Annotated in this window: 24 protein-coding genes, 1 tRNA gene and 1 pseudogene; 11 read left to right on the top strand and 15 right to left on the bottom strand. The window is 65.4% G+C overall.

Features of this window, described 5'->3' with window-relative positions:
- Positions 1-160 precede the first annotated feature (160 nt).
- The 3 genes from ACVIW0_RS02330 to maiA are packed head-to-tail and all read right to left on the bottom strand — an operon-like array spanning position 161 to position 2479.
- Complete coding sequence (locus tag ACVIW0_RS02330; protein WP_461350851.1) at positions 161-1345, bottom strand: 3-hydroxybenzoate 6-monooxygenase; 1185 nt, start codon at positions 1343-1345, stop codon at positions 161-163.
- Positions 1345-1857: a MarR family winged helix-turn-helix transcriptional regulator gene (locus ACVIW0_RS02325; RefSeq protein ID WP_461350850.1), complete on the bottom strand. Its 513-nt coding sequence runs from the start codon at positions 1855-1857 to the stop codon at positions 1345-1347. The genes ACVIW0_RS02330 and ACVIW0_RS02325 overlap by 1 nt, the downstream gene beginning before the upstream one ends.
- The gene (gene maiA, locus ACVIW0_RS02320; RefSeq protein WP_461350849.1) at positions 1847-2479 is read right to left on the bottom strand and encodes a maleylacetoacetate isomerase; all 633 of its coding nucleotides are present in this window, start codon (positions 2477-2479) and stop codon (positions 1847-1849) included. Before maiA ends, ACVIW0_RS02325 begins: the two co-directional genes overlap by 11 nt.
- Before the next feature lie 106 nt (positions 2480-2585).
- On the opposite strand from maiA, the gene gtdA reads away from it, so the two are divergent.
- Positions 2586-3626: a gentisate 1,2-dioxygenase gene (gtdA, locus tag ACVIW0_RS02315; RefSeq protein ID WP_461350848.1), complete on the top strand. Its 1041-nt coding sequence runs from the start codon at positions 2586-2588 to the stop codon at positions 3624-3626.
- Positions 3627-3713: 87 nt separating this feature from the next.
- Here the strand turns inward: gtdA and ACVIW0_RS02310 are convergent.
- Both ACVIW0_RS02310 and ACVIW0_RS02305 read right to left on the bottom strand, forming a co-directional pair.
- A pseudogene (locus ACVIW0_RS02310) lies at positions 3714-3824 on the bottom strand (ABC transporter permease); the annotation flags it as partial.
- Between the two features lie 244 nt (positions 3825-4068).
- The gene (locus ACVIW0_RS02305) at positions 4069-4866 is read right to left on the bottom strand and encodes an enoyl-CoA hydratase-related protein (RefSeq protein ID WP_461350847.1); all 798 of its coding nucleotides are present in this window, start codon (positions 4864-4866) and stop codon (positions 4069-4071) included.
- 168 nt (positions 4867-5034) lie between these two features.
- On the opposite strand from ACVIW0_RS02305, the gene ACVIW0_RS02300 reads away from it, so the two are divergent.
- Positions 5035-6009, top strand: coding sequence for a ketopantoate reductase family protein (locus tag ACVIW0_RS02300; protein ID WP_461350846.1), 975 nt, complete (start codon positions 5035-5037; stop codon positions 6007-6009).
- Positions 6010-6044: 35 nt separating this feature from the next.
- Positions 6045-6827 carry an SDR family oxidoreductase gene (locus ACVIW0_RS02295; RefSeq protein WP_461350845.1) on the top strand — a complete coding sequence of 261 codons (783 nt, stop codon included), beginning with the start codon at positions 6045-6047 and terminating at the stop codon, positions 6825-6827.
- Between the two features lie 103 nt (positions 6828-6930).
- On the opposite strand, the gene ACVIW0_RS02290 is transcribed toward ACVIW0_RS02295, so the two are convergent.
- Positions 6931-7662: an aspartate/glutamate racemase family protein gene (locus ACVIW0_RS02290; RefSeq protein WP_461350844.1), complete on the bottom strand. Its 732-nt coding sequence runs from the start codon at positions 7660-7662 to the stop codon at positions 6931-6933.
- Between the two features lie 124 nt (positions 7663-7786).
- Positions 7787-8467 carry an alpha/beta hydrolase family protein gene (locus ACVIW0_RS02285; RefSeq protein ID WP_461350843.1) on the bottom strand — a complete coding sequence of 227 codons (681 nt, stop codon included), beginning with the start codon at positions 8465-8467 and terminating at the stop codon, positions 7787-7789.
- Between the two features lie 260 nt (positions 8468-8727).
- On the opposite strand from ACVIW0_RS02285, the gene ACVIW0_RS02280 reads away from it, so the two are divergent.
- A complete protein-coding gene (locus tag ACVIW0_RS02280; protein WP_461350842.1) occupies positions 8728-10566 on the top strand; it encodes a di-heme-cytochrome C peroxidase in 1839 nt (612 codons plus the stop codon).
- Positions 10567-10622: 56 nt separating this feature from the next.
- On the opposite strand, the gene ACVIW0_RS02275 is transcribed toward ACVIW0_RS02280, so the two are convergent.
- Positions 10623-12158 (bottom strand): aspartate ammonia-lyase, encoded by a 1536-nt coding sequence (locus tag ACVIW0_RS02275; protein WP_461350841.1) that lies wholly within the window; start codon positions 12156-12158, stop codon positions 10623-10625.
- Positions 12159-12464: 306 nt separating this feature from the next.
- On the opposite strand from ACVIW0_RS02275, the gene ACVIW0_RS02270 reads away from it, so the two are divergent.
- Positions 12465-13178: a hypothetical protein gene (locus ACVIW0_RS02270; protein ID WP_461350840.1), complete on the top strand. Its 714-nt coding sequence runs from the start codon at positions 12465-12467 to the stop codon at positions 13176-13178.
- Between the two features lie 224 nt (positions 13179-13402).
- Here ACVIW0_RS02270 and ACVIW0_RS02265 read toward each other — a convergent pair whose 3' ends face one another.
- The 3 genes from ACVIW0_RS02265 to ACVIW0_RS02255 all read right to left on the bottom strand — a co-directional run bounded on the left by ACVIW0_RS02265 (position 13403) and on the right by ACVIW0_RS02255 (position 16078).
- Entirely contained in the window at positions 13403-14242 is an 840-nt protein-coding gene (locus ACVIW0_RS02265; protein ID WP_461350839.1) for a tetratricopeptide repeat protein, read from the bottom strand.
- Positions 14243-14380: 138 nt separating this feature from the next.
- Positions 14381-14457 (bottom strand) — tRNA-Arg (locus tag ACVIW0_RS02260).
- Positions 14458-14572: 115 nt separating this feature from the next.
- Complete coding sequence (locus ACVIW0_RS02255; RefSeq protein WP_461350838.1) at positions 14573-16078, bottom strand: flavin-containing monooxygenase; 1506 nt, start codon at positions 16076-16078, stop codon at positions 14573-14575.
- An 84-nt stretch (positions 16079-16162) separates the two neighbouring features.
- Here ACVIW0_RS02255 and ACVIW0_RS02250 point away from each other — a divergent pair, with 84 nt between their 5' ends.
- The 3 genes from ACVIW0_RS02250 (at position 16163) to ACVIW0_RS02240 (ending at position 18954) form a co-directional block, all read left to right on the top strand.
- The gene (locus ACVIW0_RS02250) at positions 16163-16807 is read left to right on the top strand and encodes a TetR/AcrR family transcriptional regulator (protein ID WP_461350837.1); all 645 of its coding nucleotides are present in this window, start codon (positions 16163-16165) and stop codon (positions 16805-16807) included.
- A 204-nt stretch (positions 16808-17011) separates the two neighbouring features.
- A complete protein-coding gene (locus tag ACVIW0_RS02245; RefSeq protein ID WP_461350836.1) occupies positions 17012-18109 on the top strand; it encodes a helix-turn-helix transcriptional regulator in 1098 nt (365 codons plus the stop codon).
- A 215-nt stretch (positions 18110-18324) separates the two neighbouring features.
- A complete protein-coding gene (locus tag ACVIW0_RS02240) occupies positions 18325-18954 on the top strand; it encodes a hypothetical protein (RefSeq protein ID WP_461357225.1) in 630 nt (209 codons plus the stop codon).
- Between the two features lie 71 nt (positions 18955-19025).
- Here the strand turns inward: ACVIW0_RS02240 and ACVIW0_RS02235 are convergent, their stop codons facing one another.
- Positions 19026-19448: a CAP domain-containing protein gene (locus ACVIW0_RS02235; protein WP_461350835.1), complete on the bottom strand. Its 423-nt coding sequence runs from the start codon at positions 19446-19448 to the stop codon at positions 19026-19028.
- 232 nt (positions 19449-19680) lie between these two features.
- On the bottom strand, positions 19681-20697 hold the full coding sequence (locus ACVIW0_RS02230) for a 2-dehydropantoate 2-reductase (protein ID WP_461350834.1): 1017 nt from the start codon (positions 20695-20697) through the stop codon (positions 19681-19683).
- 167 nt (positions 20698-20864) lie between these two features.
- Here ACVIW0_RS02230 and ACVIW0_RS02225 point away from each other — a divergent pair, with 167 nt between their 5' ends.
- Positions 20865-21467, top strand: coding sequence for a YidB family protein (locus tag ACVIW0_RS02225; protein ID WP_461350833.1), 603 nt, complete (start codon positions 20865-20867; stop codon positions 21465-21467).
- 36 nt (positions 21468-21503) lie between these two features.
- Entirely contained in the window at positions 21504-21782 is a 279-nt protein-coding gene (locus ACVIW0_RS02220) for a GlsB/YeaQ/YmgE family stress response membrane protein (protein ID WP_076864079.1), read from the top strand.
- A gap of 77 nt (positions 21783-21859) precedes the next feature.
- Here ACVIW0_RS02220 and ACVIW0_RS02215 read toward each other — a convergent pair whose 3' ends face one another.
- Complete coding sequence (locus ACVIW0_RS02215; protein ID WP_461350832.1) at positions 21860-22642, bottom strand: SDR family NAD(P)-dependent oxidoreductase; 783 nt, start codon at positions 22640-22642, stop codon at positions 21860-21862.
- 104 nt (positions 22643-22746) lie between these two features.
- Positions 22747-23508, bottom strand: coding sequence for an N-acyl homoserine lactonase family protein (locus ACVIW0_RS02210; protein ID WP_461350831.1), 762 nt, complete (start codon positions 23506-23508; stop codon positions 22747-22749).
- Positions 23509-23701: 193 nt separating this feature from the next.
- Here ACVIW0_RS02210 and ACVIW0_RS02205 point away from each other — a divergent pair, with 193 nt between their 5' ends.
- Positions 23702-25330, top strand: coding sequence for an AMP-binding protein (locus tag ACVIW0_RS02205; protein ID WP_461350830.1), 1629 nt, complete (start codon positions 23702-23704; stop codon positions 25328-25330).

The raw sequence follows: 25330 nt of genomic DNA, 5'->3' as shown, positions 1-25330 counted from the left end.
GTACACACTCATCTTGCTTTCTCGTCGTCGCCGAGATCGCAGGAGATCACTGACGTGAGGAAGGCACCGGTGGAGGGGTTCCCTCCCCCCTTGCGGGGGAGGGTTAGGGAGAGGGGTGGCCACACGGCAGGCCCTCTCAATATGCATTTGCGCGAGGCAACTAACTACCCAGCCCCGTCCCGCCATAGAGCCACGCGATATCGTCGCACCATTCATCTTGCGACTTCGCGCTCATGATCGCGTTGCGGATGCGGGCGTGCTCGCCTGCGGGATGGTAGATGTGCTCGCCGATCGCGCGCGACATCAGCTGCACCCGCGCGGTGCGCGGGAAGCGCTGGGCGCGATAGGCGTCGAGCGCTGCCGCCTGATCATCGTGATGCGCCAGCATGTGCGACAGGCAGACCGCGTCTTCCATCGCCTGGCAGGCACCCTGCGCAAAATATTGCAACATGGGGTGCGCGGCATCGCCGAGCAGCACCACGCGGCCGTCGATCCAGCGCTCGGTCGGATCGCGGTCGCACAGCACCCAGAGTTTCCAATTGGTGCCGTGGCGGATGATGTTCTGCGCCCGGTCGTGAACGTGCGTAAAGCCCTTCATCACCTCTTCCTCGGAGACCGGCTTGCCGGCAACCGGCTCCGGGGCATCGTTGTGATAGGTGACGACGAGGTTGAACACCTTCCAGCCCGACAGCGGATAATGCACGATGTGGCATTTCGGGCCGGCCCACAGCGTCGCGGCATTCCAGCGCAGATCCTCCGGCATCTGCTCGGTCGGAATCACGGAGCGATAGGTGGTGTGGCCGGAGACGCGCGGCGGGCCATCCGTCGTCACCTGCTTGCGGATATTCGACCACAACCCATCGGCGCCGATCAGCAGACGCCCGCTGACCCGCTCGCCGCTGGCAAGCCTAACGGTCACCGACGAACCGTCCTGTTCGTAACCGACCACCTCGCTGCTCACGCGCAGCTCAATCAGTTCGTGATTTTGGCAAGCGCGCAGGAATACGCCGTGCAGATCGCCGCGATGCACCACGGCGTAGGGATTGCCGAACCGGGCACGGAAGGCGTCGCCGAGGTCGATATGGGTGATCTCGTCGGCGGTCAGTGCATCCATCAGCCGCAGCTGATCGATATAGACCGCCATGTTGCGCGCGGCCTCGCCGACGCCGAGATAGTCGAAGGCGTGGAATGCGTTCGGCCCGAGCTGAATGCCGGCACCGATCTCGCCGAGCGCAGCGGCCTTTTCCAGCAGGATCGAGCGGATGCCCTTCTGCGCGAGCCCCAATGCCGAGGCGAGCCCGCCGATGCCGCCGCCTGCGATCAGGACCGGCTTGCTGTCCGTCATCAGCCCGACCTCCCTAAATGTTCGAGCGCATCCTCAGCGCGCAGCGGCACCCGCGACGCCTCGTTGTTGAGATCGACGAGTTGGGTCAAGAGTGCGAGCAACGTCTTGCGGTCGGCCGGCTTCAGCGGCTGCAGCATCCGCGCCTGCGCTCTATCGACCGAAGGCATGATGTCGTTGAGCACGCTGGCGCCGGCCTTGGTGAGGTAGAGCAGCTTGACGCGCTTGTCCTCCGGCGCCGGCTTGCGGGCGATGAACGCCTTGGCCTGCAACCGCTCGATCACGTTGCCGAGCGTGGAGCGGTCGAACGCGATCACCGCCGAGAGCCTTGTGGCGTCGATGCCGGGATGGGTCGAGATCGCGACCAGCGCGGCATATTGCACCGGCGTCAGGTCGAACGTCCTGCACTCCTCGATGAACAGCGCGACCGCGATCTGCTGCATCCGCCGGAACAGATAGCCGGGCGCGGTGTAGACCGCGTCCATGGTGACGGGAGTGGGCTTGCTATTCGGCATCGGGCTGCTTGTCCGGGACAGCGTCGGCGAACGCCTTGATCTGCTTTGCCGCGGCCTCAGCCTTGAGCAGGCGCGGATAGGCTGACACCTCGACGCCGAAGCGCCGCGCATTGGCGAGCTGCGGCACCAGGCAGAGATCGGCGAGCGTCGGCTGGTCGCCGAAGCAGAATGGCCCCGCCTCTTCGGCGATCAGGATCTCGCAAGCAGACAGGCCCTCGCGATTGGCCCACGCCGCCCATTCGGTCACCTGCGCCTCGGGCAGGCCGAGCTGACGCAGCCGCGCCAGCACCTTCAGATTCTGCACCGGGTGGGTGTCACAGGCGATCGCCTGCGCGAATGCCCGCACCTTCGCGCGGCGCAGCGGATCCTTCGGCAGCAGCGGCGGATTGGGATTGGTCTCATCGAGCCATTCGATGATCGCGAGCGACTGGGTGAGGATCGCGCCGGCATCGCTCTCCAGCGTCGGCACCAGTCCCTGCGGATTGATCGCAAGATAGGCCGGCGCGCATTGCTCGCCCTTGCGCAGATGATGCGGCAGATGCTCCGGTGTCAGCCCCTTCAGATTGAGGGCGATCCGGACCCGGTAGGACGCGCTGCTCCGGAAATAGCCATGCAGCTTCATCGGAACCTCCCTTGCATCTCGTGATTGGCTTGTTTCATTGACGCTAGCCATATTGTGAGTATACTGTCAATTAAATTGAACCGACAAGAATGATGGGAGGCTTGCCATGGAAGCCGTGCAGAAGACCCCGGAGCGCGAGGCGTTCTACAAGAAGATTGACGGCGAAAATCTCTCGGCGCTGTGGAATGTGCTGGGCGATCTGGTCACGCCGGAGCCGCGCAGCGCCTGCCGCCCGCATCTGTGGAAGTTCGACCAGATCCGCGATTACATGAACGAGGCCGGCAAGCTGATCACGGCCAAGGAAGCCGAACGCCGCGTGCTGGTGCTGGAAAATCCCGGCCTGCGCGGCCAGTCGAGGATCACGACCTCGCTGTTTGCCGGCGTGCAGATGGTGGTGCCGGGCGACGTCGCGCCCGCGCATCGCCACACCCAGTCGGCGCTGCGCTTCGTGCTCGAGGGCAAGGGTGCCTATACCACCGTCGATGGCGAGCGCACCGCAATGGCACCAGGCGATTTCGTCATCACGCCGTCGATGACCTGGCACGACCATTCCAACGAAACCTCAGAGCCGATGTTCTGGCTCGACGGGCTCGACATCCCGATGGTGCAGTTCTTCGACTGCTCGTTCGCGGAAGGCGCCAAGGAGGACCAGCAGGCGATCTCCAAGCCGGCCGGCGACAGCTTCGCACGCTACGGCCGCAATCTGTTGCCGATCGATCAGAAGCGGTCGTCAAAAACCTCGCCGATCTTCAACTATCCCTATGAGTACACCCGCGAGACGCTGGAAAAGGCCCGGGCCCGCGACGAGTGGGATGCCTGCCACGGCCTCAAGCTGAAATTCTCCAACCCGGAGACCGGCGATTTCGCGATGCCGACCATCGGCACCTTCATCCAGCTGCTGCCGAAAGGCTTCAAGACGGCGCGCTATCGCGCAACCGACGCCACCGTGTTCGCCGCAATCGAGGGCAAGGGCCGCACGCGGGTCGGCGACCAGACCTTCGAATGGGGCCCGCGCGATCTGTTCGTGGTGCCGAGCTGGCACTGGGTCACCCACGAGGCCGACACCGACTCGGTGCTGTTCTCGTTCTCGGATCGCCCGGTGCAGCAAAAGCTGGATCTGTTCCGCGAAGATCGAGGCAACGCTTAGCGATTGTAGGGCGAAGCGCTGTGCACACCCCGCGTCGTCCCGGCGAAGGCCGGGACGACTCCTTGTGTGTGGCGAACAGCGTGCCCCTCACCGCCAGTGCAGCAACCGCACTTCCAGCAGATTGATCAGCTTCCCGACCGCAAGCCCGAACAGCGACAGGATCACGACGCCGGCGAGCAGCTGATCGGTCTGCATCACAGCGCGAAAGGATCGCCCGCTTGAAACTCCTGATGTCAGTGTCGATTGGCCTCATCCTCGCAGCGCAGCCCGCGGCGGCGATCGAGACCTGCCGCTTCATCGAGGCCAAGCCGGAGCGCGAGGCCTGCTACCATCGGCAAGAGCAGGAGCTGACGGCTAAGCGCAAGCCGGAGGCCAAGCCCGAAGCGTCGACGCGATCGAGCGAGCCATCCGCGGCATCTGCAACGGCTGCTGAGCGGGGCGACTACACCTTGCCACCCCATCGTCCTGCGCGCTTCTCGGCAAAGGAGGCGAGCCCTTCGGCCGCTTCCGCCGTCTGCCGCTTGGCCGAGTGCAGATGGACGAGGCGCTGGTAGGCCGCGTCATCCACGGCCATGCCGCCGAACGAGCTCTCCATCGCGAGCTTCTTGGTCTCGGCCATCGCATCCGGGGCATTGCCGAGCAGCTGCTCGACGATCTTGGCACCGGCGCTTTCAAGATCGGCCAGCGGCACCACCTCATGCACGAGACCGATGCGGCGGGCATCCTCGGCGCCGAACCGTTCGCCGGTCAACGCGTAGCGCCGCACCTGGCGCACGCCGATGGCGTCGCAGAGCTGCGGGATGATGATCGCCGCCGTGAGGCCCCAGCGCACCTCGGTGATCGAGAACAGCGCATTGTCGGCCGCGATCACGATATCGCAGGCCGAAATCACGCCGGTGCCGCCGCCGAAGCAGCCGCCCTGCACCAGCGCGACCGTCGGGACCGGCAGCGTGTTGAGGCGCTGCACCGCCTCGAAGGTTGCGCGCGACGCCGCCTCGTTCTGCTCTGCTGATTTCGGCCGCACGCCGTTGATCCATTTCAAGTCGGCGCCGGCCTGGAAATGCTTGCCGTTGCCGTTCAGCACGACGACGCGCACCGGCTTGGTCGAGAGATCGTCGATCGCGGCGAGCACACCGGCGATCAGCGCGCCATCATAGGCGTTGTTGACCTCGGGCCTGTTCAGCGTGACGGTCGCGACCCCGCGCGCATCGAGGCTCCACAGGACTGGGCTGGCCGACATGAATTTTCTCCCTCGTTCGCCATTGCTGTTATCAGGCACTATGGCGACGGGAGATGGCTTGATCCATCACTTTCGAGCGCACGCGGCCGCGCCGCATGCATGGCGGGTTGCGCAATGCCCCGCGCTTGTGGAAACTGATGCGGCACATTGCAAGGACCAGTTCCACTGATGCGCATTTGTATTTTCGGCGCGGGCGCCGTCGGCAGCCATTTTGCGGTCCGGCTGGCACGCGCCGGCCACGATGTCTCCTGCGTGATGCGCGGCCCGCATCTCGACGCCGTCAGGACCAACGGGCTGACGCTGAAGGTTGGCGAGACCAGCGTCACCGCCAGGGTGAAGGCGTCGGCCGATCCTGCCGAGCTCGGCGCACAGGACGTCGTCATCAGCACGCTGAAAGCGACCGGCATCGCCGCACTCGCGACTGGGCTGCCGCCGCTGCTTCAGCGCGACACGGCGATCGTGTTCGCGCAGAACGGCATTCCCTGGTGGTACGGCCTCGGCCTGCCGCCGCAGCATCCAACCATTCCCGATCTCGGCTTCCTCGATCCCGGCGGACGTCTGCGCGACGCCGTTCCGCAGGAGCGGATCATCGGCGGCGTGATCTTCTCCTCCAATGAGGTGATCGTACCCGGCGTGGTCGCGAACCTGTCGCCCGAGCGCAATCGCCTCCTGATCGGCGAATGCGACGATCGCAAGAGCGATCGCATCGCCCGGCTGCGCGCGGCGCTGAACGACGCCGCGATCGAATCGCCCGAGGTCAAGCAGATCCGCGAGACGATCTGGTCGAAGCTATTGACCAACATGTCGATGTCGGTGCTCTGCCTGCTGACCGCGCTGACCGCACGCGGCGTCCGCGACGATCCGGACATGCAGGACGTGATCCCGCGCCTCCTCGAGGAGGCCAATGCGGTGGCGACGCACTACATCCCCGACACGAAGCGCGTCACCCGAAGCGGCCCTGCCCCGGACCACAAGCCGTCGATCCTGCAGGATTACGAGCTCGGCCGCGCCATGGAGATCGACGTGCTGGTGCGCGCCCCGGCGGCATTCGCGCGCGCAGCCGGCCTTGCGACCCCGATGCTCGACCTGATGGCGGCGCTCGCGATCCAGAAGGCGCGTGAGAAGGGACTGTATCAGGGCTGACGATCACGACAACAAACAAGCAGGGACATCGAACCATGCACATCAAGGACAAGGTCTGCGTCGTCACCGGCGGCGCCAGCGGGATCGGCGAAGCGGTGGCACGGGCCTATGCGGAGGCCGGCGCGCGCGGCGTCGTGGTCGCCGATCTCAAGACCTCGCGCGACCGGCTCGCCAGCGTCGCCGGCGATATCGATGGGCTCGCGGTCACCGCCGATGTCGGGCTCGAGGAGGACGTCAAGGCGCTGATCGCCGCGGCCGAGGACAAATATGGACCGGTCGACGTGTTCTTCTCCAATGCCGGGCTCTCGCGCAAGGGACAGGAAACCGCGTCCGACGCCGATTGGGATGTCAGCTGGCGCGTCCATGTGATGAGCCATGTGTTCGCCGCGCGCGCGCTGGTGCCGGGCATGCTGGCGCGCGGCTCCGGCTATCTCATCAACACGGCGTCTGCGGCGGGGCTGTTGGCCTCGCTGAACTCGATGCCTTACGGCGTCACCAAGAACGCCGCGGTCGCGCTCGCCGAACATCTCGCGATCCAGTATGGCGATCGCGGCATCCGCGTCTCCGTGCTCTGCCCGCAGTCGGTGCAGACCGGCATGACGACACCGGGCCCGAGCGCGGCACGCGTCGACGGCGTGCTGCAGGCCGGTGAGGTCGCGCGGATGGTGGTCGAGGCGATGGCCGAGGAGCGCTTCCTGATTCTCTCGCATCCACAGGTGCAGGACTACATGCAGCGGAAGGCCGCCAATCGCGACCGCTGGTTGTCCGGCATGCGCCGCCTGCGCGACCGCATCTATGGCGGCGCGACGCCGGGCTGACACGTAGCCGGATGGAGCGCAGCGCAATCCGGGACGGCAAATCGCCGCCGAAGCGCGGTCCCCCCGGGTTGCGCTCCGCTTCATCCGGGCTACGAAGCCGACGTCAAACTGACGGCGGAGCGAACTTCCCTAAGAGGCCGGAATAAGCCTTCGCGGCCGGCATCGCGTAAGCGCCGCGGCGCGAGGTCGTGAGCTTGAGGCCGGCGAGCGCTTCGGCCTGCTTCACCGCAGCCGCCACGCCGTCGACCACCGGCACGCCGAATTGCACCGACAGCTCATGCGCAAGATCGGCCATGCCGGCGCAGCCGAGCACGATTGCGTCGGCGCCCTTCTCCAGCGCCCGCGCGATCTCCGCCTCGAGCTTCGGCCTGGCGCCCGAGCCCGGCTTCTCGAGATCGAGCACCGCGACGTCGCAGGCGGTGACCGCCGCACGATCGGCAAAGCCGTAGCGGCGCACCAGCTCCTCCAGCGGCACGATCGAGCGCGGCAGCGTGGTGACGATGCCGATCCGCTTCGCAATCTGTCCGGCGGTGACCAGCGCCGCCTCGCAGATGCCGACCACCGGATAACGCACCGCCGACCGCGCGGCATCGAGCCCGGTGTCGTCGAAGCAGGCGATGATGCCGGCATCGGCATCCGGTGTTTTCAACAGCGCGTCGATCAGCCCGGGAACGGCGAACGCTTCGTCATAGAAGCCCTCGATCGAGGGGGGGCCCATCGCCGACGTGACGGCGACGATCTCGGTGCCAGCAGCCGCCACCGCCTGCGCCACAGCGGCAATGGTCGCGGTCATCGACGCGGTGGTGTTGGGATTGACGATCAGGATCTTTGTCATGGGTGGAGATTAGCATCCCTTGCGTGGCCAAGCGTAGCCCGGATGAGCGAAGCGACATCCGGGACCGATCTCGCCCGCGGCATGCAGACCCCGGATTTCGCTTCGCTGCATCCGGGCTACAAGACTACGAATGTTTGGCGACCCAGGCCGCGAAGGCATCGAGCAGCTCGGCCATCACCTCGCGGTCGTTGCGGCCGGAGCGCTTGAGGACGTGGAAGGAGTGGTCGGCCTCTTTCACCACATGCAGCGTCGCACGGCTACCCAACCCCTTCACCACGGGCTCGAGCAGGTCGAGCTCCGCCAGCGCGTCGCGGGTGCCTTGCTGGAACAGCAAGGGGATCTTGACCGCGGCGAGATGCTTGGCCCGCTCGTTCGACGGCTTGCCGGCGGGATGCAGCGGGAAGCCGAGGAACACCAGCCCGCGCACGCCTTCGAGCGGTGCCTTGGCCTGCGCCTGCGAGGTCATGCGTCCGCCGAACGACTTGCCGCCGGCGAACAGCGGCAGTTCGCCGCAACGCCGCGCAGCCTCCGCCACCGCAGCACGCACCGCCGCCTGCGCGACGGCAGGCGGATCGGGCCGCTTGCTGCCCTTCTCCATGTAGGGAAACTGATAACGCAGCGTCGCGATGCCGCGCTCCGCCAGGCCCTCGGCGATCGCGGCCATCGATGCATGCGTCATGCCGGCGCCTGCGCCATGCGCAAACACGTAGGCCGCGCGGGCCTGCGCCGGGCGCAGCAGCAGCGCGGACACCGCGCTATCATCCGCGACGGCGATCGTGAGCGGCTGTGCACCTGATGCGTTCAAGATGACATCTCGAAGAATTGTCGCTCCGCCATTTTTAGCCGCAGGCCTCGATACGCGCAAATGTCGCCACCGCCGCGACGCCGCACATGAACTGGCTCACGGCCAGTCAACATTTCGGTGGCAACATTTCCGTTGGTAGACCAAGCGCTGCTACTGTAGGCTGGCGCGCAGCGCACCACACGCTTAGCGCGAACCTGTTTCGGCGAATTTTAATATCTCATCCATATCACGCGCGGGTACCGCGAATCGGGGGACGGGGCATGCCTCGCAAGACGATCTTTTTCATCGGACTGTTGATTGTCGCCGGCCTCCTCTATTTCAAGGACGATATCGAGACGGTGGCGAGCGGCTTCCACGTCAAGGTCGTCGACTACCAGCCGCCGGCAAAGACGGTGTGGCTGGAGCAGAATGTCACCGCAGCGCAGCTGCGCTGGTTCTATCACGCCGACCAGGGCACGCGGACCTTCGGCATTCCCCTGAAATGGTTCATGGCGCTTGAGCAGCCGACGCTGTGGCCGCTGTTCAGTGCGGCACCGGGGCTCAGCGAGACCAATTATCTCGGCCGCTTCGGCTTCATTCCCGACACCGTGATTCCGGGCAGCCCGGATGCGCTGCCGATCGGCTTCGCCCCGAGTACGCCGATGACCGATGCCGACGGCGCGCCCTGGCGCAACCCGCACACAAAGGAGGACATGCTCGGCGTCGGGCTGACGTGCTCGGCCTGCCACACCGGCAGCCTCAGCTATCGCGGCACCGAGATCGTGATCGACGGCGGGCCGGCCAACACCAATCTGTTCCAATTCCAGAAGAGCATCGGCGTCTCGCTGCTGCTGACCCGATTCTGGCCGGGCCGCTTTGCGCGCTTTGCCGACGAGATCCTCGGCAAGGAGGCGAGCCGCGACGAACGCATGGCGCTGCGCGGCCAACTCGATCTCGTGCTCAAGCAGTACGCCAACATCAACGCGCTGGAGACCAAGGTCGCCGCCAACAGCGTCGAGGAAGGTTATGCGCGGCTCGACGCGCTGAACCGGATCGGCAACCAGGTGTTCGCGATCGATTTGAACAACCCGAACAACTATGCCGCACATTCGGCCCCGGTGCATTTCCCGCGAATCTGGAACGCGCCGTGGTTCAGCTGGGTGCAATATGACGGCTCGATCATGCAGCCGATGGTCCGCAATGCCGGCGAGGCGCTCGGCGTCAGCGCCGAGCTCAACCTGCTCGACCAATCAAAGGGCCTGTTCAAATCGAGTGCGCGGATCGACGTGCTGCACGAGATGGAGCTGATGATCGCCGGCCAGGACGAGCCGAGCAAGACGAAGGGGTTTGACGGCCTGGCATCGCCGAAATGGCCGGAGAATATCCTGGGACAGATCAACATGCCGCTCGCGACAGAAGGCGGCAAACTGTACAAGAAGCACTGTGAGGGCTGCCACGGCCCGGCGATCAACAGCAAGGCGCTGCCGCCGGACGAAGCCTTCGCGCTGTTCAAGGACAACAAGCGCTGGATCAAGAACGACGCCGGCCAGTCGCTGCTCGACGTCGAGATGATTCCGATCAGCCATATCGGCACCGACAGTGCGCAGGCCGAAGGCCTCAGGAGCCGTACGGTCGAGACCCCGGCCAACCTGAAGATCAAGGACGGCAGCTTCGGGCCGGCGCTCGGCGAACTGGTCGAGAAGACGGTCGACTACTGGTACGACCAGAACAATACCCCGGCGGAAGATCGCAAGCGCATCAACGGCTACCGGCCGAACGGGATCCAGGCGCCGCTCGCCTACAAGGTCCGCCCGCTCAACGGCATCTGGGCGACCCCGCCCTATTTGCACAACGGGTCGGTCCCGACCATCTACGCGCTGCTGTCGCCGGTGAAGGAACGTCCCGCGATCGTCTATCTCGGCGGCCGCGAGTATGATCCGAAGAATCTCGGCTACGTCTCCGACGACAAGATCAAGAACGTGTTCGCGCTCGACACCACCAAGCGCGGCAACAGCAATGCCGGGCACGAATTCTCGAACGAGAAGGGCACCGGCGTGATCGGACCGAGGCTCGAGGAAGGCGAGCGCCGCGCCCTGATCGAATTCATCAAGACGCTGTAGCCCTCGAAAGGTGCCCCCGCTCCCGCAACCGGGTTCTCGCCAACATTGGCTCCGCCTCAGCTCTTCGGCACCGGCTGTCGGCGCGCCGGGCGGGTCATGGCTTCCAGTTCGAGCAGCTGGTTGAGCTGCTCCTCGGTCAGGAGCTTCTCCTCCAGCACGATGTCGGCCACCGAGCGGTTTTCCTTCAGCGCGCGACGGGCCACGCGCGATGAGGCCTCATAGCCGAGCGCCGGCGCCAGCGCCGTGATCAGGCCGATCGAGCCCTGCACCAGGCTGCGGCAACGCTCGCGATCGGCCTCGATGCCCTCGACGCAGCGCCTGGTCAGCGTATCGATCGCGGCCGTCAGCATGCGCAGCGAACTCAACACGCAATAGCCGATGGTCGGCTCGAATGCGTTGAGCTGGAGCTGGCCGCCTTCGGCGCACATCGTCACCGTGAGATCATGTCCGATCACGAGGAAGGCGACCTGATTGACCACCTCGGGTATCACAGGATTGACCTTGCCCGGCATGATCGACGAGCCGGCCTGCACCGCCGGCAGCCGGATCTCGCCGATGCCGGTGCGCGGGCCCGACGACAAGAGACGGAGGTCGTTGCAGATCTTCGACACTTTCACCGCGACGCGCTTCAGCACACCCGAGAACAGCACGAACGCACCGAGATCGGAGGTTGCCTCGATCAGGTTCGAGGCCAGCACCATCGGCTGGCCCGATAGCCGCGATAGTTCCTCGACCGCAAGCGCCGCATAGCGCGGATCAGCGTTGATACCGGTACCAATCGCGGTGGCGCCGAGATTGACCTCGCGGAACAGGCTGGAGATCTCGTTCAGCCGCGCGACGTCTTCCTTCACGGTGGCGTGGAAGGCGTCGAACTCCTGGCCGAGCGTCATCGGCACCGCATCCTGCAACTGGGTGCGGCCCATCTTCAGGACATCGGCAAATTCCACCGCCTTGCCCTTGAAGGCATAGGCGAGATCATCGAGCGCGCGCACCAGCGGCTGGGTGGCAAAGATCACCGCGAGCCGCAACGCCGTCGGATAGGCGTCGTTGGTCGACTGCGCCATGTTGACGTCGTCGTTCGGATGCAGCGTGTGGTAATCGCCGGGCTTCTTGCCCATCAGCTTGAGCGCGACGTTGGCGATCACCTCGTTGGCGTTCATGTTGGTCGAGGTGCCGGCGCCGCCCTGGATCGCATCGACGACAAAGGCCTCGGCATAGACCTTGTCGGTCGCGACCTTGGTGCAGGCCTTGTCGATCGCATCGGCCTTTTCCGGCGCGAGATAGCCGAGGCGCTTGTTGGCGCGCGCGGCCGCCTGCTTCACCAGCGCCAGCGCGCGGACGAATTCCGGGAAGTGGCCGACCGGTACGCCGGTAATCGGAAAGTTCATCACCGCGCGCTTGGTGTGGATGCCCCACAGCGCATTGGCCGGCACGTCGTCCTCGCCGAGCAGATCGTGCTCTGTGCGCGACTGCGCCTGCTCGATCGGCACGGTGCGGACGGTCGCGATCGCAAGCTCGCTGACGCCGCCGCTGTCGCCGGAAGGTGGCGCGGTGCCTGCGGTGTTGGCGGTTTCAACCTTCGATTCGGTCATCGATCCCTCCGTTACCTGCTGCAACCTTCGTCAGCGACGCCGGCCATGATGCGCCCGACCGGCATCGAAAGCCAATGCCTGTCGGCAAAGTCTTGCACAGCGGCGACCCGAATGACGCAAAAAAGCAGCGCCGCGCCGGCCATCGGACACTTTGCCTTATCTGTCATGATAACAACAACTTATAGCTCCATGCCGCGGACCGCCGGGCAACCGCTGCGGCTGCTTTCTCCGCCCCGTCATCGCGTGCTAGATCAGCATCAACTGGCGCATAGGCGCTGCGACATCGAACGAACCAAGGGCCAAGCCGTGTCCAACAACAACGAAGCAATAGCGATCAAATTCCGCTGCCCGGCGGAGCTCGAGGGCAAGATCCCGCCGCCGGTGCCAGCGTCATTGGGTCTCCCCGGATGGCTAAAGGCGATGCCGACGCAGGCCTTCAACACGATGAGCAATCGCGAAGAGGATACCGTCAAGCGCTGCCCGCCCTTCGTCGATGCGATGACATCTGGTTTCCTGATGCCGCTGGTCTGCGACCTGAGGGTCGAGAACGGCGAGATCACATGGGACAACGATCTTCCGGCCGGCGGCGCGCTGGAATTCCCGCGCTCGCCGATCGGATTCCACGACGAAAGCCAGGTGATCGGCTCGCCGCTGTTCGAGGCCGACCGCCTGCTCATCAAGTTCGTCAATCTGTGGACCATCGAGGCGCCGCCGGGCTACTCGCTGTACTTCACCCATCCGGTCAATCGGTTCGACCTGCCGTTCACCACGCTGACCGGCATGGTCGATTGCGACCTGTTTCACGACAGCTGGGTTCATTTCCCGGCGCACTGGCACGACACCAATTTCAACGGCGTCTTGCCCAAGGGCACGCCGGTTGCGCAATGCTTCCCGGTGAAGCGCGGGAACTGGGTCGCACAGACCGCGGCGATGACCCCGGATGAAACATCGCGCGCCCAGGAACTGTCAAACAGGATGGCCCGCGAGCCCGGCGTCTATCGCCGCCAGTTTCGGAGCTAGGCGCGCGCGGGACGGCGCTGCGGGGCGATGGCGGCCCTTGCTGGGGACAGACTCTCTCCACGAGTCGTCCCGGCGAAAGCCGGGGCCCATACTCCGCGGCAGATGTTGTTGATGGGACTCGTCGTTCCAGCATCGCACAACAAGCAGCATTGGTGGTTATGGGTCCCGGCTTTCGCCGGGACGACGAGTTTGTGGTTCCGCCACCTATCTCACGCAAGAACGCTCTAACTCAAAAACTTCGCGAACGCGCTGCGACGGAAGAAGAAGCGGCCATGCGACGACATGATCAGCGCGGCCGTGGTGCGGCCGATCATTTGCGGCCGGCCGCGCATCGCCAGGCGCAGATTGGCCTCGCCGGCGGCGCGGTCGCCCATTTCCAGAAGACTGGCGGAGAAGCTGAGACGCGTCAGCGGGTCGTCGGGGCGCTGCGCCACCACCTGACGGTAGAGATCCGCCGCAGCCGCATATTCGCCGTCGAGCAGCAGCACGCGCGCGAGCGCGGCCAGAACATCCGGATGTCCCGGCGCTGCCGCGCGCAGCTTCTCCAGCATCGTGCGCGCGCGGCCGCGCTCATTGCGCTGGGGCAGGAGCTGCGCGAGCAGGAGCTGGAATTCGAGGCTCCCGGGTGCGAACGCAAGCGCGCTCTCAAGCACGGCAACCGCCTCGTCGATGCGGCCGGCCGCGTGCAATTGCCCTGCCAGCGCCTGAAATGACGGCAGATACGGTGGCCGCCGCGCGGTGGTTCGCCGCAACAGATCGATCGCCTCGCTCTGGCGCCCGGCGCCGCCGAGCGCCGCGCCGAGCAAGGTCTCGAGGCCGGGATCCTCGACGCGGCGCGTGGCGCGCTCGAGCGGCGCGATCGCCTCCTCGTTGCGGTTCTGGATCATCAGCGCCCGGGCCAGGATCGAAGCCGCGCCGACATCGTTGCGGTTTGCCTTCAAGACCTCCGCCGCCAGCCGCTCGGCTTCGACGATCTGCCCCATCTGCAGGGCGACGATGGCGCGTTGCAGGACCGGGGACGGGCCGGGCCCGCGATTGGCGGAAGGAGGCGGAGGTTTCGGCATGCGGTCCGTCACGAGAACATTGGCTCAGCCGTTATCACTGCCGCCGACCGAGCGTCCAGCGAAACCCGCCAACGCACCTGCCGGAACCGGCCTCGTCGAAAAACGGCGGTATTCGCAGGGCTGTTGCGTTCGGCAGACTGGCGATCCCGGGAAGACTCGAACTTCCGACCTACGGTTTAGGAAACCGTCGCTCTATCCGGCTGAGCTACGGGACCGCGAACCCGCGGCGAAGCATGCGGGGTGCCATCCCATAGCAGAGGCGGGGCCCCATCGCCAGCCCGCGCCACGTCGGGCGCGCGAAGTTACTTGGAGCTTCGCTGTTTCTAAGCGTTACGCCACCTGCCGGGCCGCATCGGATGCCGGGGTCACCGCAACCGCCCGGCGCGGCGGCAGAAACTCGATCGCCTCATCCTTGAGCGAGCCGAAGCGCAGCGTCATGATATCGAGCGCATAGTTCTGGTAGAGCCGCCACGGCCGGCGCGAGCCCTGCTTGGGGAACTTGGCGGCGGCGCGCTGGATATAGCCCGAGGAGAAATCCACCCAGGGCAGTTCGGTGACATCAGGGTCGTTCCGCCGCGGCGTGACTTGCGCGTAGCCATTCGCCTTCATGTGGTTGAGCATGCGGCAAACATATTCGCAGGTCAGGTCGCATTTCAGCGTCCAGGACGCGTTGGTGTAGCCGAAGGCGGCGGCGAGGTTCGGCACGCCGGAATACATCAGCCCCTTGTAGTTCATGGTCTTGGACAGATCGACAGGCGCGCCGTCGACCTTGATCTCGAGCCCGCCGAGCACCTGGAGATCGAGGCCGGTTGCGGTGACCACGATTTCGGCGTCGAGCAAATTGCCGCTCCTGAGCTTGATGCCCTCGCGCGTGAAGGTCTCGATCTGGTCGGTGACGACGGACGACGTGCCGCTGCGCAAGGATTGAAAGAGATCGCCGTTCGGCACCAGGCAGAGCCGCTGGTCCCACGGATTGTAGCGCGGCGTGAAATGGGTAGCGACGTCGTAGTCGGGGCCGAGCGCGTGGCGCACGCCGCCCAGGATCAGCTTCTTCACGCGCTCCGGATCGCGCTTGCAGAGCCGGTAGAAATACATGCCGAACAGCACGTTCTTCCAGCGCGTGAGGGCATAGGCGAGCTTGGCCGGCAGCCGCGCCCGCAGCCAATTAGCGACCTTGTCCTCATCCGGCCGCGCCACGACATAGGTCGGAGAACGCTGCAGCATCGTGACATGGGCGGCGGTCTTGGCCATTTCCGGCACCAGCGTCACCGCGGTCGCGCCGCTGCCGATCACGACGACCTTCTTGCCGGCGTAATTGATGTCGTCGGTCCATTGCTGCGGATGGACGACGCGGCCGGCGAAGTCGGCGATGCCGGGAAAGTCGGGCGTGTAGCCGTGCTCATATTTGTAGTAGCCGCTGCACATGAACAGGAAGCCGCAGGTGAAGCGCTCGATCGTCTTCTCCGGCCCGCGCTCGACCTCGACCGTCCATTGCGAATCCGCCGACGACCAGTCGGCGCGCACGACGCGATGGTTGAAGCGGATGTTCTTGTCGATGCCGTAGACGCGCGCGGTCTCGCGCACATAGTTCAGGATCGAGGGACCGTCGGCGATCGCCTTCGGCTCGGTCCACGGCCGGAACGAATAGCCGAGCGTGTACATGTCGGAGTCGGAGCGGATGCCGGGATAGCGGAACAGATCCCAGGTGCCGCCGATGCAATCGCGGCCTTCGAGAATGGCGTAGCTGCGGTCCGGGCAATTGGCCTGCAAATGATAGCCGGCGCCGATGCCCGACAGCCCCGCGCCTACGATCAACACGTCGAAATGAGCGGACATGCCCTGACCCTCCCGTGACAGTATTGACAATACCTATTGTCAGATAACTTGACATCTGACAATGCATCGTGTCAATAGGCTTTCATGGCAAGCAGCCGGAAAGCCCGCCTTTATGGCGGCATGGACGCCGAGGAACGCCGCGCCGAACGGCGGCTCAAGCTGATCGATGCGGCGATCGAGGTCTATGGCGAGGTCGGCTATCGCGGCGCGACCGTGAAGGCGATTTGCGAGGCGGCGGAACTGACCGAGCGTTATTTCTACGAGTCCTTCGCCAACAGCGAGGCCTTGCTGATCGCGGCCTATAATCATGTCGTCGGCCACCTCCACGACGAGATGGCGGCGGCCGCCGCTTCCGGCGGCGACGATCCCGAAGCAAGGCTGCGCGCTGCGCTGACGCTGTATTTCACGCGGCTGAAGCAGCACCCGAAGCCGGCGCGGGTCTTCCTGCTGGAGATCTCCGGCATCAGTCCCGCGGTCGATGCCGTCAAGCTCGACGCGCTCCGCGTCTTCAGCGACATCCTGGTCCCAACCGCTTCGAAAGGCAGCGACAAGGGCGCTGCGGCCACGCTGCTCTCGATCGGCATGGTCGGCGCCGTGATCTCGATCGCGCTGCGCTGGGTGTCGAAGCACTATCCGCAGGCCGTCGAGGACGTGGTCGCGATCGCGGCCAGCTTCTGCCGCGTGGCGCTGGCCGAGACCGACCTCCGTGAGGATGGTCACGCATCGTAGCGGCCGGATCGGACCAGCCAGCCGGCCCCGCCGATTTTCGATCATGTTTCGTCAAAGTCCGTGGGCCCGCCCCCTCGACATGTGATCGATTTCACTTGCATGTCGGCCGGCTCGGGTTCTCTTATGCCCGGTACCGGGCGGGAGTGGCGCGACCTATTTCGCCTTACGAAACAACTGAACTCTGCATAGGGCGGAGCTGAACCTTTGGTCGACCTGCACAGGCTTGACGATGTGACCGCGCGCCTCGGCGACGTGGTGCTCGATCCAACGACCTGGCCGTCCTTCATGGACGAGGTCTGCGCCGCCGTCGGCGCGACCGGGGCTGCGATGCTTCAGAGCGATATCCGCACCGAAGACATTCCGCGCACGGAATCGATCACCGACTATTTCACCAAGACCTACTTCCCCAACAACCTGCATTTGTCCGACATCCGCGCGGCGCGCGGCGTGCCGCTGATCCTCGCAGGCAGCAACGTCATCACCGATGCGGACCTGTTCGAGTCCGAGACCGAGATGTTGCGCGATCCGCTCTACGCCTCGCTCGGCGAGTTCGGATTGAAATGGTTTGCCGCCATCGGCTTCCGCTCGGGCCCGGCGTTGTGGGGACTGACCATCCAGCGCACCCCGAAGGAAGGCATGTTCGACGCCGACGAGGTCAAGGCGCTCTCGCGGGTGTCGGCGCGGCTGACCGAAGCCGCGACGCTCTCCGCCGTCGTCGGCCGTTCCGCGATCTCGGGCATCACCGGCGCGCTCGACCTGATCCAGGTCGCCGCGATCGCCGTCGGCCGGTTCGGCGCCGTCATCGGCATGAACGCCCACGCGGAAGCCTGCCTCGGCCACGACCTCGCGATCCGCAACAACCGCCTCACCCTGCTCGACCGGCAGGCCAATGCCGATCTGACCAGGCTGATCGATCAATTGGCCCACAGCTCGGACCTGGACCCGCTTCCGACAACGCCGATCGTGGTGCGCAGGATCGACAAGCGGCCGATCGTGATCCAGATGCAGCCGGTACCTCCCGCCGCGCGCTCACCGTTCCTGGGCGCGCGCGCCATCCTCCTGATCCGCGATCTCGAAGGCAGCGCCGCGTTCGATCAGGCGCTGCTGGCGGCAACCTTCGAGCTGACGCCGGCGCAGGCGCGGCTCGCGACGCGGCTCGCGCGCGGCGATTCAGTCGAAGCAGCCGCGCAGGAAGCCGGCATTGCCCTTGCCACCGCGCGCAATCAGCTGAAGACCATCTTCCAGAAGACGGGCACCCATCGACAGGCGGAGCTGGTCGCATTGCTGCACCGGGTGAAGTGAACGATTCAAATCGAATTGTTCTGATGGTCCGCTCGGCCTCGGATCAGAATTCCTTAGTTATTCCAATACCGTGCGGCTGCGTTCCATCAGACACAGCGGCTGGCGTCGCGATCCACAGGCGGGCAAAATCGTCGGGTTCCCGGGGTGACAAGCGTCACTAAAATGGCGACAATCTGCTCACTCAGTGTCGTTCGGATTTGGTTGCAATGTCCGTGATGCCATCACGATCATCGACGTTGGCTATTGCCGTTTTCGTCGCCGCCTGCGGGCTGGCGCCGACGAGCGCGCACGCACAATGGTGGCGCAGCGGGCCGAAGGATTTCGAGGACTGCGCCGATCTCGCCGAGAAGGCGAAGACCAAGGAAGACAGGACCGCGCAACTAGCCGATTGCAACGCCAAGTTTGCCGGACGCCGCAAGCCAGGCGGCGGCTACACCTATTACGACTTCATGCAGGATCGCAGCTTCGACATCGCCGGCCCCAACCCGACGCCGGACGAGCAGAAGAAGATTGACCAGGAATATACCGGCTATCTCGAGAGGGAGCGCCGGTCGAGCATCGCCGCGGCGTTCAACGCCAAGCAGCTGGAGCGGCAGGAAAAGCAGCAGCCGCAGATTCAGCAAGCCTCATTGCAGAGCGAGCCGGTGAAAGTCCCCGTGCCGGTCGCGAGGCCGACCAAGCCGCGGGTTGTCACTCCGCTTCCCAGGGTGCGGCCGCAGGCGGGGAGCTGCGTGAAAGGCACGTTCTCCTGCGAATGGCCGCGGCTTTCCGAAGGACTGGATGGCTTGAAGAGGCTGTTCACGCCGGCCTCGCCGCCGCCAACCAAGCTGGCCAAGCGAAACTAACGTCTCTTCATCGTCGACGCGTTTTCTTCACGCCAACCGGGATCCGCTTCGCTCGAAAACGCTACGCTGCGTCAGTCGGTAATCACCATCGCCCAGAACCGGCGGTACGGCGACTTCGGATTGTCGACGAAGGCGACGCCGACGCGCTTGGCGCCCGGCATCAGCAGGTTCTCGCGATGGCCCGGCGAGTTCTCCCACTGCTTCAGCATCTCGGCGAAGGCGATGAACCCTGCGCCGATGTTTTCGGCGGCACGATGCTTCTTGAGCGGCGCGATGCGCGTGAAGAAGCTGCCGCCGGCGGAGTGGCTGACCGAGCCGGTCGCCGACATTGCCTGCGCCTGCTTCAGCGCCATCGCATTCAGCTTCGCGTCGAGCGTCACCGCGGGCATGCGGTTGGCGCGCCGGTAGGCACTGATCGAACCGGCATAATCGGCGGCGCTGGCCGTCGTGGTGATGCCGAGCAGCAAGGTGAGCGCGAGGACGAGCGGCTTCATTGAGGTCTTCTCTGCGGTGGATCAGTGCGCGCGACCGCGCTTGTGGTGCCGGTGCGTGACCGGTTTGCGCGCAGGCATGGCCGATCGGCTCGATGCCGCGGCCGCCGCGCGCTGCTCCTGCAAGCGCGCATCATAGCCCGGCGATGGTGTCACGGTCGGCGGCACCGCGCGCGCCGGGCCCAAGCCCAGCGCAACAAGCGAGAGCAACATGATGCAAGATCGCTTCAAGGTGTCACCTCCTCGGTTGTCCATCGCGAATCTGCTCCGGCGTCAGCCCTGGCGATCCCTTGCCGTCGGCCTCCGCCTTCCGGATCAGCGCGATGATCCGGCGCGACACCGGAGCCTGAAGCCCGCGGCGATCCGCAATCGCAACAATCAGGCCTTGCAGATAGTCGATCTCGGTACGTCGGCCGCGCTGCAGGTCTTCCCACATCGAGGAGCGCGCCTCGGGGTCGATCTTCATGGTGCGGCCGAGCAGCAGGTCGAACAGCGCGTCCGGCAGCCGCAATAAAGGCGGCATCCAGCTCGACGGCAGCGGCGTCGGCGACACCGGCGCGATGCCTTCGGCGCGCACCGCGGCCAAACCTTCGGCCATCTGGTCGGCGAACAATTGTCGCCAGCCGCGCTGCGCGAGCTGCTGTCGCAGCGGAATGTCGGACAGCGCATTGAGCGCGTTGTTGAGATTGACGATCAGCTTGCCCCACTGCACGCCATCGATGTTGGCCGTGCCGTTGATCGCAAGGCCCGGCACCGAGAGCCGCGCGGCGGTGCCGGCGTCGTCCCGCGCGATCACGATGTCGCCCGAGGTCGAGCGATGGAAACGTCCATCGCCAAGCGCGACCACGTTGAACGGCACCATGCCGCCGAGCACCGTGCGGCCCGGCAGGCGGTCGCGCAGCAGCGGCACATTGCCGACGCCATTTTGCAGGCTGACCACCGCGGCGTCAGCGGGTGCGTGGCGCGCGATCAACTCCGCGATCTCGCCGGTGTCGGCGCTCTTCACTGTCACCAGCACCGTCCCGACGTCGCGCAGGATCGAGGGGTCGTCCGACAGAATGAGCCGGTCGGCGGCTACCATCCGCTCAGAGCCGTCGAAGCCGCTGAGCCGCAAGCCGTTGCCCATGATCTCCTGGATCAGCCGCGGCCGCGCCAGCAGCGCGACGCGACGGCCGGACGCAGCCAGCATGCCGCCGACGAAGCAGCCGATGCTTCCGGCGCCTGCAATCCCGATCGGCCGGTCCTCGTTCATATGACTAAATGTCCGTTCATCAAGGCTCGATAGCGGACCTCGATAGCAGACCTGGGGTTGCCTGCCTATTCGATGCGCCGCGGCCCGGGTGGCCCGCCTCGCCTTGTAACCGTCATGGGCCGAAGCTATGTTTCCGGCTCGGGGCACGGTTGCGGCAGGAGACGATCATGGGTCTACTCGACGTACTCAACGGCATGCAGAACGGGCCCCGCGGTCCGAGCGCGCCCAGCACATCATCCGACAGTTCGAGCAGCGGCGGAATGTCGCCGATGACGATGGCCATCCTCGCGCTGCTCGCGTGGAAGGCGGTCAAGCATTTCACCGGCGGCCAGCCGGGCGCGACTGCTCCTGAGCCCAAGCCCGCACAAGCGCCGCCGCTTCCCGGCAACGTCACCGCTGGTCTGCCCGGCGGCGCCGCCGGCGGCGGGCTCGGCGATCTGCTCAAGGGCGGCCTGGGCGGACTTCTTGCGGGCGGTGCGGCCGGCACCGTGCTGAGCGGCGGCCTCAGCGACCTGCTGAAACAATTGCAGGACAAGGGCCATGGCGACGCGGCCAATTCCTGGGTCAGCAACGGTCCCAACAAGCAGATCGCGCCCGGCGATCTCGCCAACGCGCTCGGCGCCGACCAGATCGACTCGCTGGCCTCGCAGAGCGGCTTGTCGCGCGACCAATTGCTGCAGGGCCTGAGCCAGTACCTGCCCGACGCGATCAATCATCTGACGCCGGACGGCCGGCTGCCGAGCGGCGACGAGCTGAACCGCAGGCTTTAGCGGCAGCGTTGATTCCATCTGAGGAGGACGACAGTCATGGGCGGCATCATCTGGATCATCATCGTCGGCTTTGTCGCGGGGATTATCGCGCGGTTCCTGTCACCGGGGCCGAATAATCCGAGCGGCTTCATTCTCACCACCGTGCTCGGCATCGCCGGCGCGTTTCTCGCGACCTTCATCGGCCAGGCGATCGGCCATTACGGCCCCGAACAGGGCGCCGGCTTCATCACCGCCACGATCGGCGCGCTGGTGGTGCTGTTCATCTGGAATCGGCTGGTCGCGGCACGCGTGATCCCGGATATCGGCAACAAATAGAGTCAGCGGCGGCGCGGCTTCAAAATCAAAAATGCCCGGGCCTCGCCCGGGCATTTTCGTTTCGGCAGCCGCTCGGCTCACTGAATGAGATGCATGCCGGCGTCCATGCGGACGAACTCGCCGGTCATGTTGCTCGACGCGGGGCTCGCCAGGAAGCAGACCAGATTGGCGATGTCCTCGGCGGTCGATGCGACCTTCAGCGGCACCCGCGCCACCACGGCATCACGCACCTGCTTGGCGCCATCAGCGCCGCGGCCCTTGGTGAACCAGGGCGTATCGATATAGCCCGGGCATACCGTGTTGACGCGGATGAGAGGCGCCAGCGCACGCGCCAGCGACTGCGTCATGGTGTTGAGCGCGCCCTTGCTCGCGGCATAGGCGACCGATGAACCGCCGCCGGAAATGCCGGCGACCGAGGAGACGTTGACCACCGCCGAGGGACGGCCGGAGGCCTTGGCGCCGGCTTCGAGCAGCGCGCGCGCGGCACGAACCATCTGGAACGGACCGATGGTGTTGACCGCATAGATGCGCTGAAAATCGTCCGCGGTCAGGCCGTCGAGATCGTGATGCGGCACATGCTTGGTGGTGCCGGCATTGTTGACCAGCACGTCGAGGCGGCCCCAGCCCTGCGCAGCGGCCGCGATCTTCTTGCAGTCCTCATCGCGCGAGACGTCGCCCTGCACCACCAGCACCTCGGCGCCCTGCCTGAGGCAGGCTTCCGCGGTCGCTTCGGCTTCCGCCTTGCTGTTGGAATAGTTGATGATGAGGCGCGCGCCCGGCGTGGCGAGGATTTGCGCGGTAGCGGCGCCGAGTCCCGATGCCGACCCCGTCACGATCGCGCACAAGCCGTCCTTGGACATCTGCATTTTCCTTGTTGTTGTAAGCCAGATGATCTCCGGCGGTGGCACACCATATCGCGCGGCACAGCATCTGCAAACAGTGCGAAGCTCTCAGATACAAGGCCTCACGTATACGCGTTCGGCCCCTTTTGCAGGCCGGCCCACTGCGCCTCGTCATGGCCGCAGATGATTTTGACGCCGGACGCCTCGAGCTTGGCGATCTCGTCGAGCGATCTCAGGAATTGATCGACATCCAGACTGTTCCTGGGCGAGACCCGCTGGTCGAGATTGGCGCGCACGCTGAGCGAGTCGGACGCCAGCAGATATTCGCCGCTCTTGTCGAGCTTGACCAGCGCGCCGGTCGTGCCCTTCGAATGTCCCGGCAGCGGGATCAGCGTCAGTCTGCCGTCGCCGAATACATCCATCTGCTTGTCGAAGATCTCCATCTTCAGCGGATGATCCCAATCCGCCTTGATGTATCCGCGATCGAACGCGTTGTCGGCATTGGCGGCCTCGATCTCGAGCGCGTGGACGAAGATCGTCGCCTTCTTGAAGAAGGCGTTGCAGCCGCAATGGTCGGTGTGCAGGTGGGAGCAGATCACCACGTCGATATCATCAGGACCGAGGCCGACGGCCTTCAGGCTCGTCAGCACGTGATCGTCCGCCGGCATGATCGGGCGCATGTATTTGGCGAGTGTGCCGAGCCGCCCCTCAGGATCGGTCGCGACGTCGGGATGGCATCCGGTGTCGAACAGCACATTGCCCTGCGCGTGCCGCAGCAGCACGCAGGACACCGGAAGGTCAATCGTCTCGCCGCGCGGCGCATCAGGCAGATAAGTCCGCTTCGACATCTGCAAACGGCCGCCCGACAACATATGCATCTTCATCACGTTACCTCCCTGCCTGACGTCAAACTACATATGAGTTTTTTGAAAACTCATAATGGATTTGACAGTACATTAGACGCCCCTGTAGCTTCCGCGCAACGCCGCGATCGCGGCAACGCGCTCAACGAAGCAGCACCCGCAGGCCGGCACCGTTGACGCCGACCTGCAGCCGTCAGGGGAAACATTCGCGACGATGTACACCGTGTTCAACGTGTTCGCTGCGACCGCAGATGCCGCGGCGTTCAAACCCTTTCTGTGCATCCCCGCGCGTCCCGACCGCGGATACTTTCCCGATGGCGTCGAACTGTCCTATGGCGACATTGCGCGGCAGGTCTGCGCATTGAGCGACCAGTACCGCGCGTCCGGCTTCGGCCACGGACACCGCGCCTGCCTGCTGCTGGAGAACCGGCCCGATTTCATCGTGCATTGGCTGGCGCTCAACAGCCTCGGAGTCTCGATCGTTCCGATCAACCCGGCCTATCGCGCGGCGGAAATCGAATATCTCATTGCGCATGCGGAGCCCGACCTGATCGTCACGCTGCATGATCAAAGGGAGTTGCAGAAGGCGCTGACCAACGCGGTGCCCGTGCTTGAAGTGTCCGGCGACGATCTCGGCGCGAGCATGGCACAAATCCCGTTTGCCAGGCGGCCACCGCCGCGCACCGGCGAACCGGGCAGCGAGACCGAGGCCGCGCTGCTCTACACGTCAGGCACCACGGCGCGTCCGAAGGGATGCATCCTGAGCAATGAATACGTGGTCTCGACCGGCCGCTGGTATGTCAGCCATGGCGGCGAGGCGACATATCACATGGGAACGGAGCGCCTCTACAGCCCGCTGCCGCTGTTCCACATGGCCGGCCTGACGCTGACCCCGATCGCAATGATGCTGACCGGCGGCTGCCTGATCCTCCCCGAACGTTTCAACGCGAAAGTCGCCTGGCGCGACATCGTCGCGAGCCGGGCCAGCGTGCTGCACTATCTCGGCGTGATCGTCGCGGCCCTGCTGGCGCAGCCGGAAACGCCGGACGAGAAAACTCACGTGCTGCGCTTCTCGATGGGCGTCGGCGCCAATCCCGAACAGCGCGCGCGGGCTCGCGATCGCTTTGGCATCCCCTTCGTCGAGGGCTGGGGCATGACCGAGACCGGACGCAGCCCATTCAACACGATCGAGCCGCGCCATCTCGAGACCAACACCATCGGTCGCAGCGTCCCCGGGCTCGAAATGACGATCCTCGATGCCGACGGCAACGCGCTGCCGCCGGGCGCGGTCGGCGAACTCTGCGTGCGCCATTCGGAAGCAACGCCGCGGCGCGGCTTCTTCTCGGGCTATCTGAAGGACCCTGAGGCCACCGAGCACGCCTGGCGCGGCGGCTGGTTTCACACCGGCGACAGCGCCTGGCAGCATCCGGATGGCGCCTTCGTGTTCGTCGACCGGCTGAAGCACCTGGTCCGGCGCGCCGGCGAGAACATCTCGGCCGCCGAGGTCGAGGCCGTGCTGACGACGTCGCCGCTGGTCAAGCAGGCCGCGGTCGTTGCCGCGCGCGATCCGATCCGTGACGAAGAGGTCGCGGCCTTCATCGTGGTCAACGATGGCGCTGACGCTTCGCGCGAACTCGCGCAAGACATCTTCCAATTCTGCCGCGAGCGCCTGGCGCCATTCAAGCTGCCGGCGTGGATCGCCTTCGTGGCCGAGCTGCCGCTGACCTCGACCAACAAGATCCAGAAGCACGTGCTGCTCGGCGCGGACAGGGACCCGCTCTCGCATCCGGGCATGATCGATCTGCGACAAGACAAGACCAACGCCATAAGGCAATCGAACTAG

The sequence above is a fragment of the Bradyrhizobium sp. USDA 4454 genome (assembly GCF_054822705.1).
This window is presented reverse-complemented; position numbering and strand designations above follow the sequence as displayed.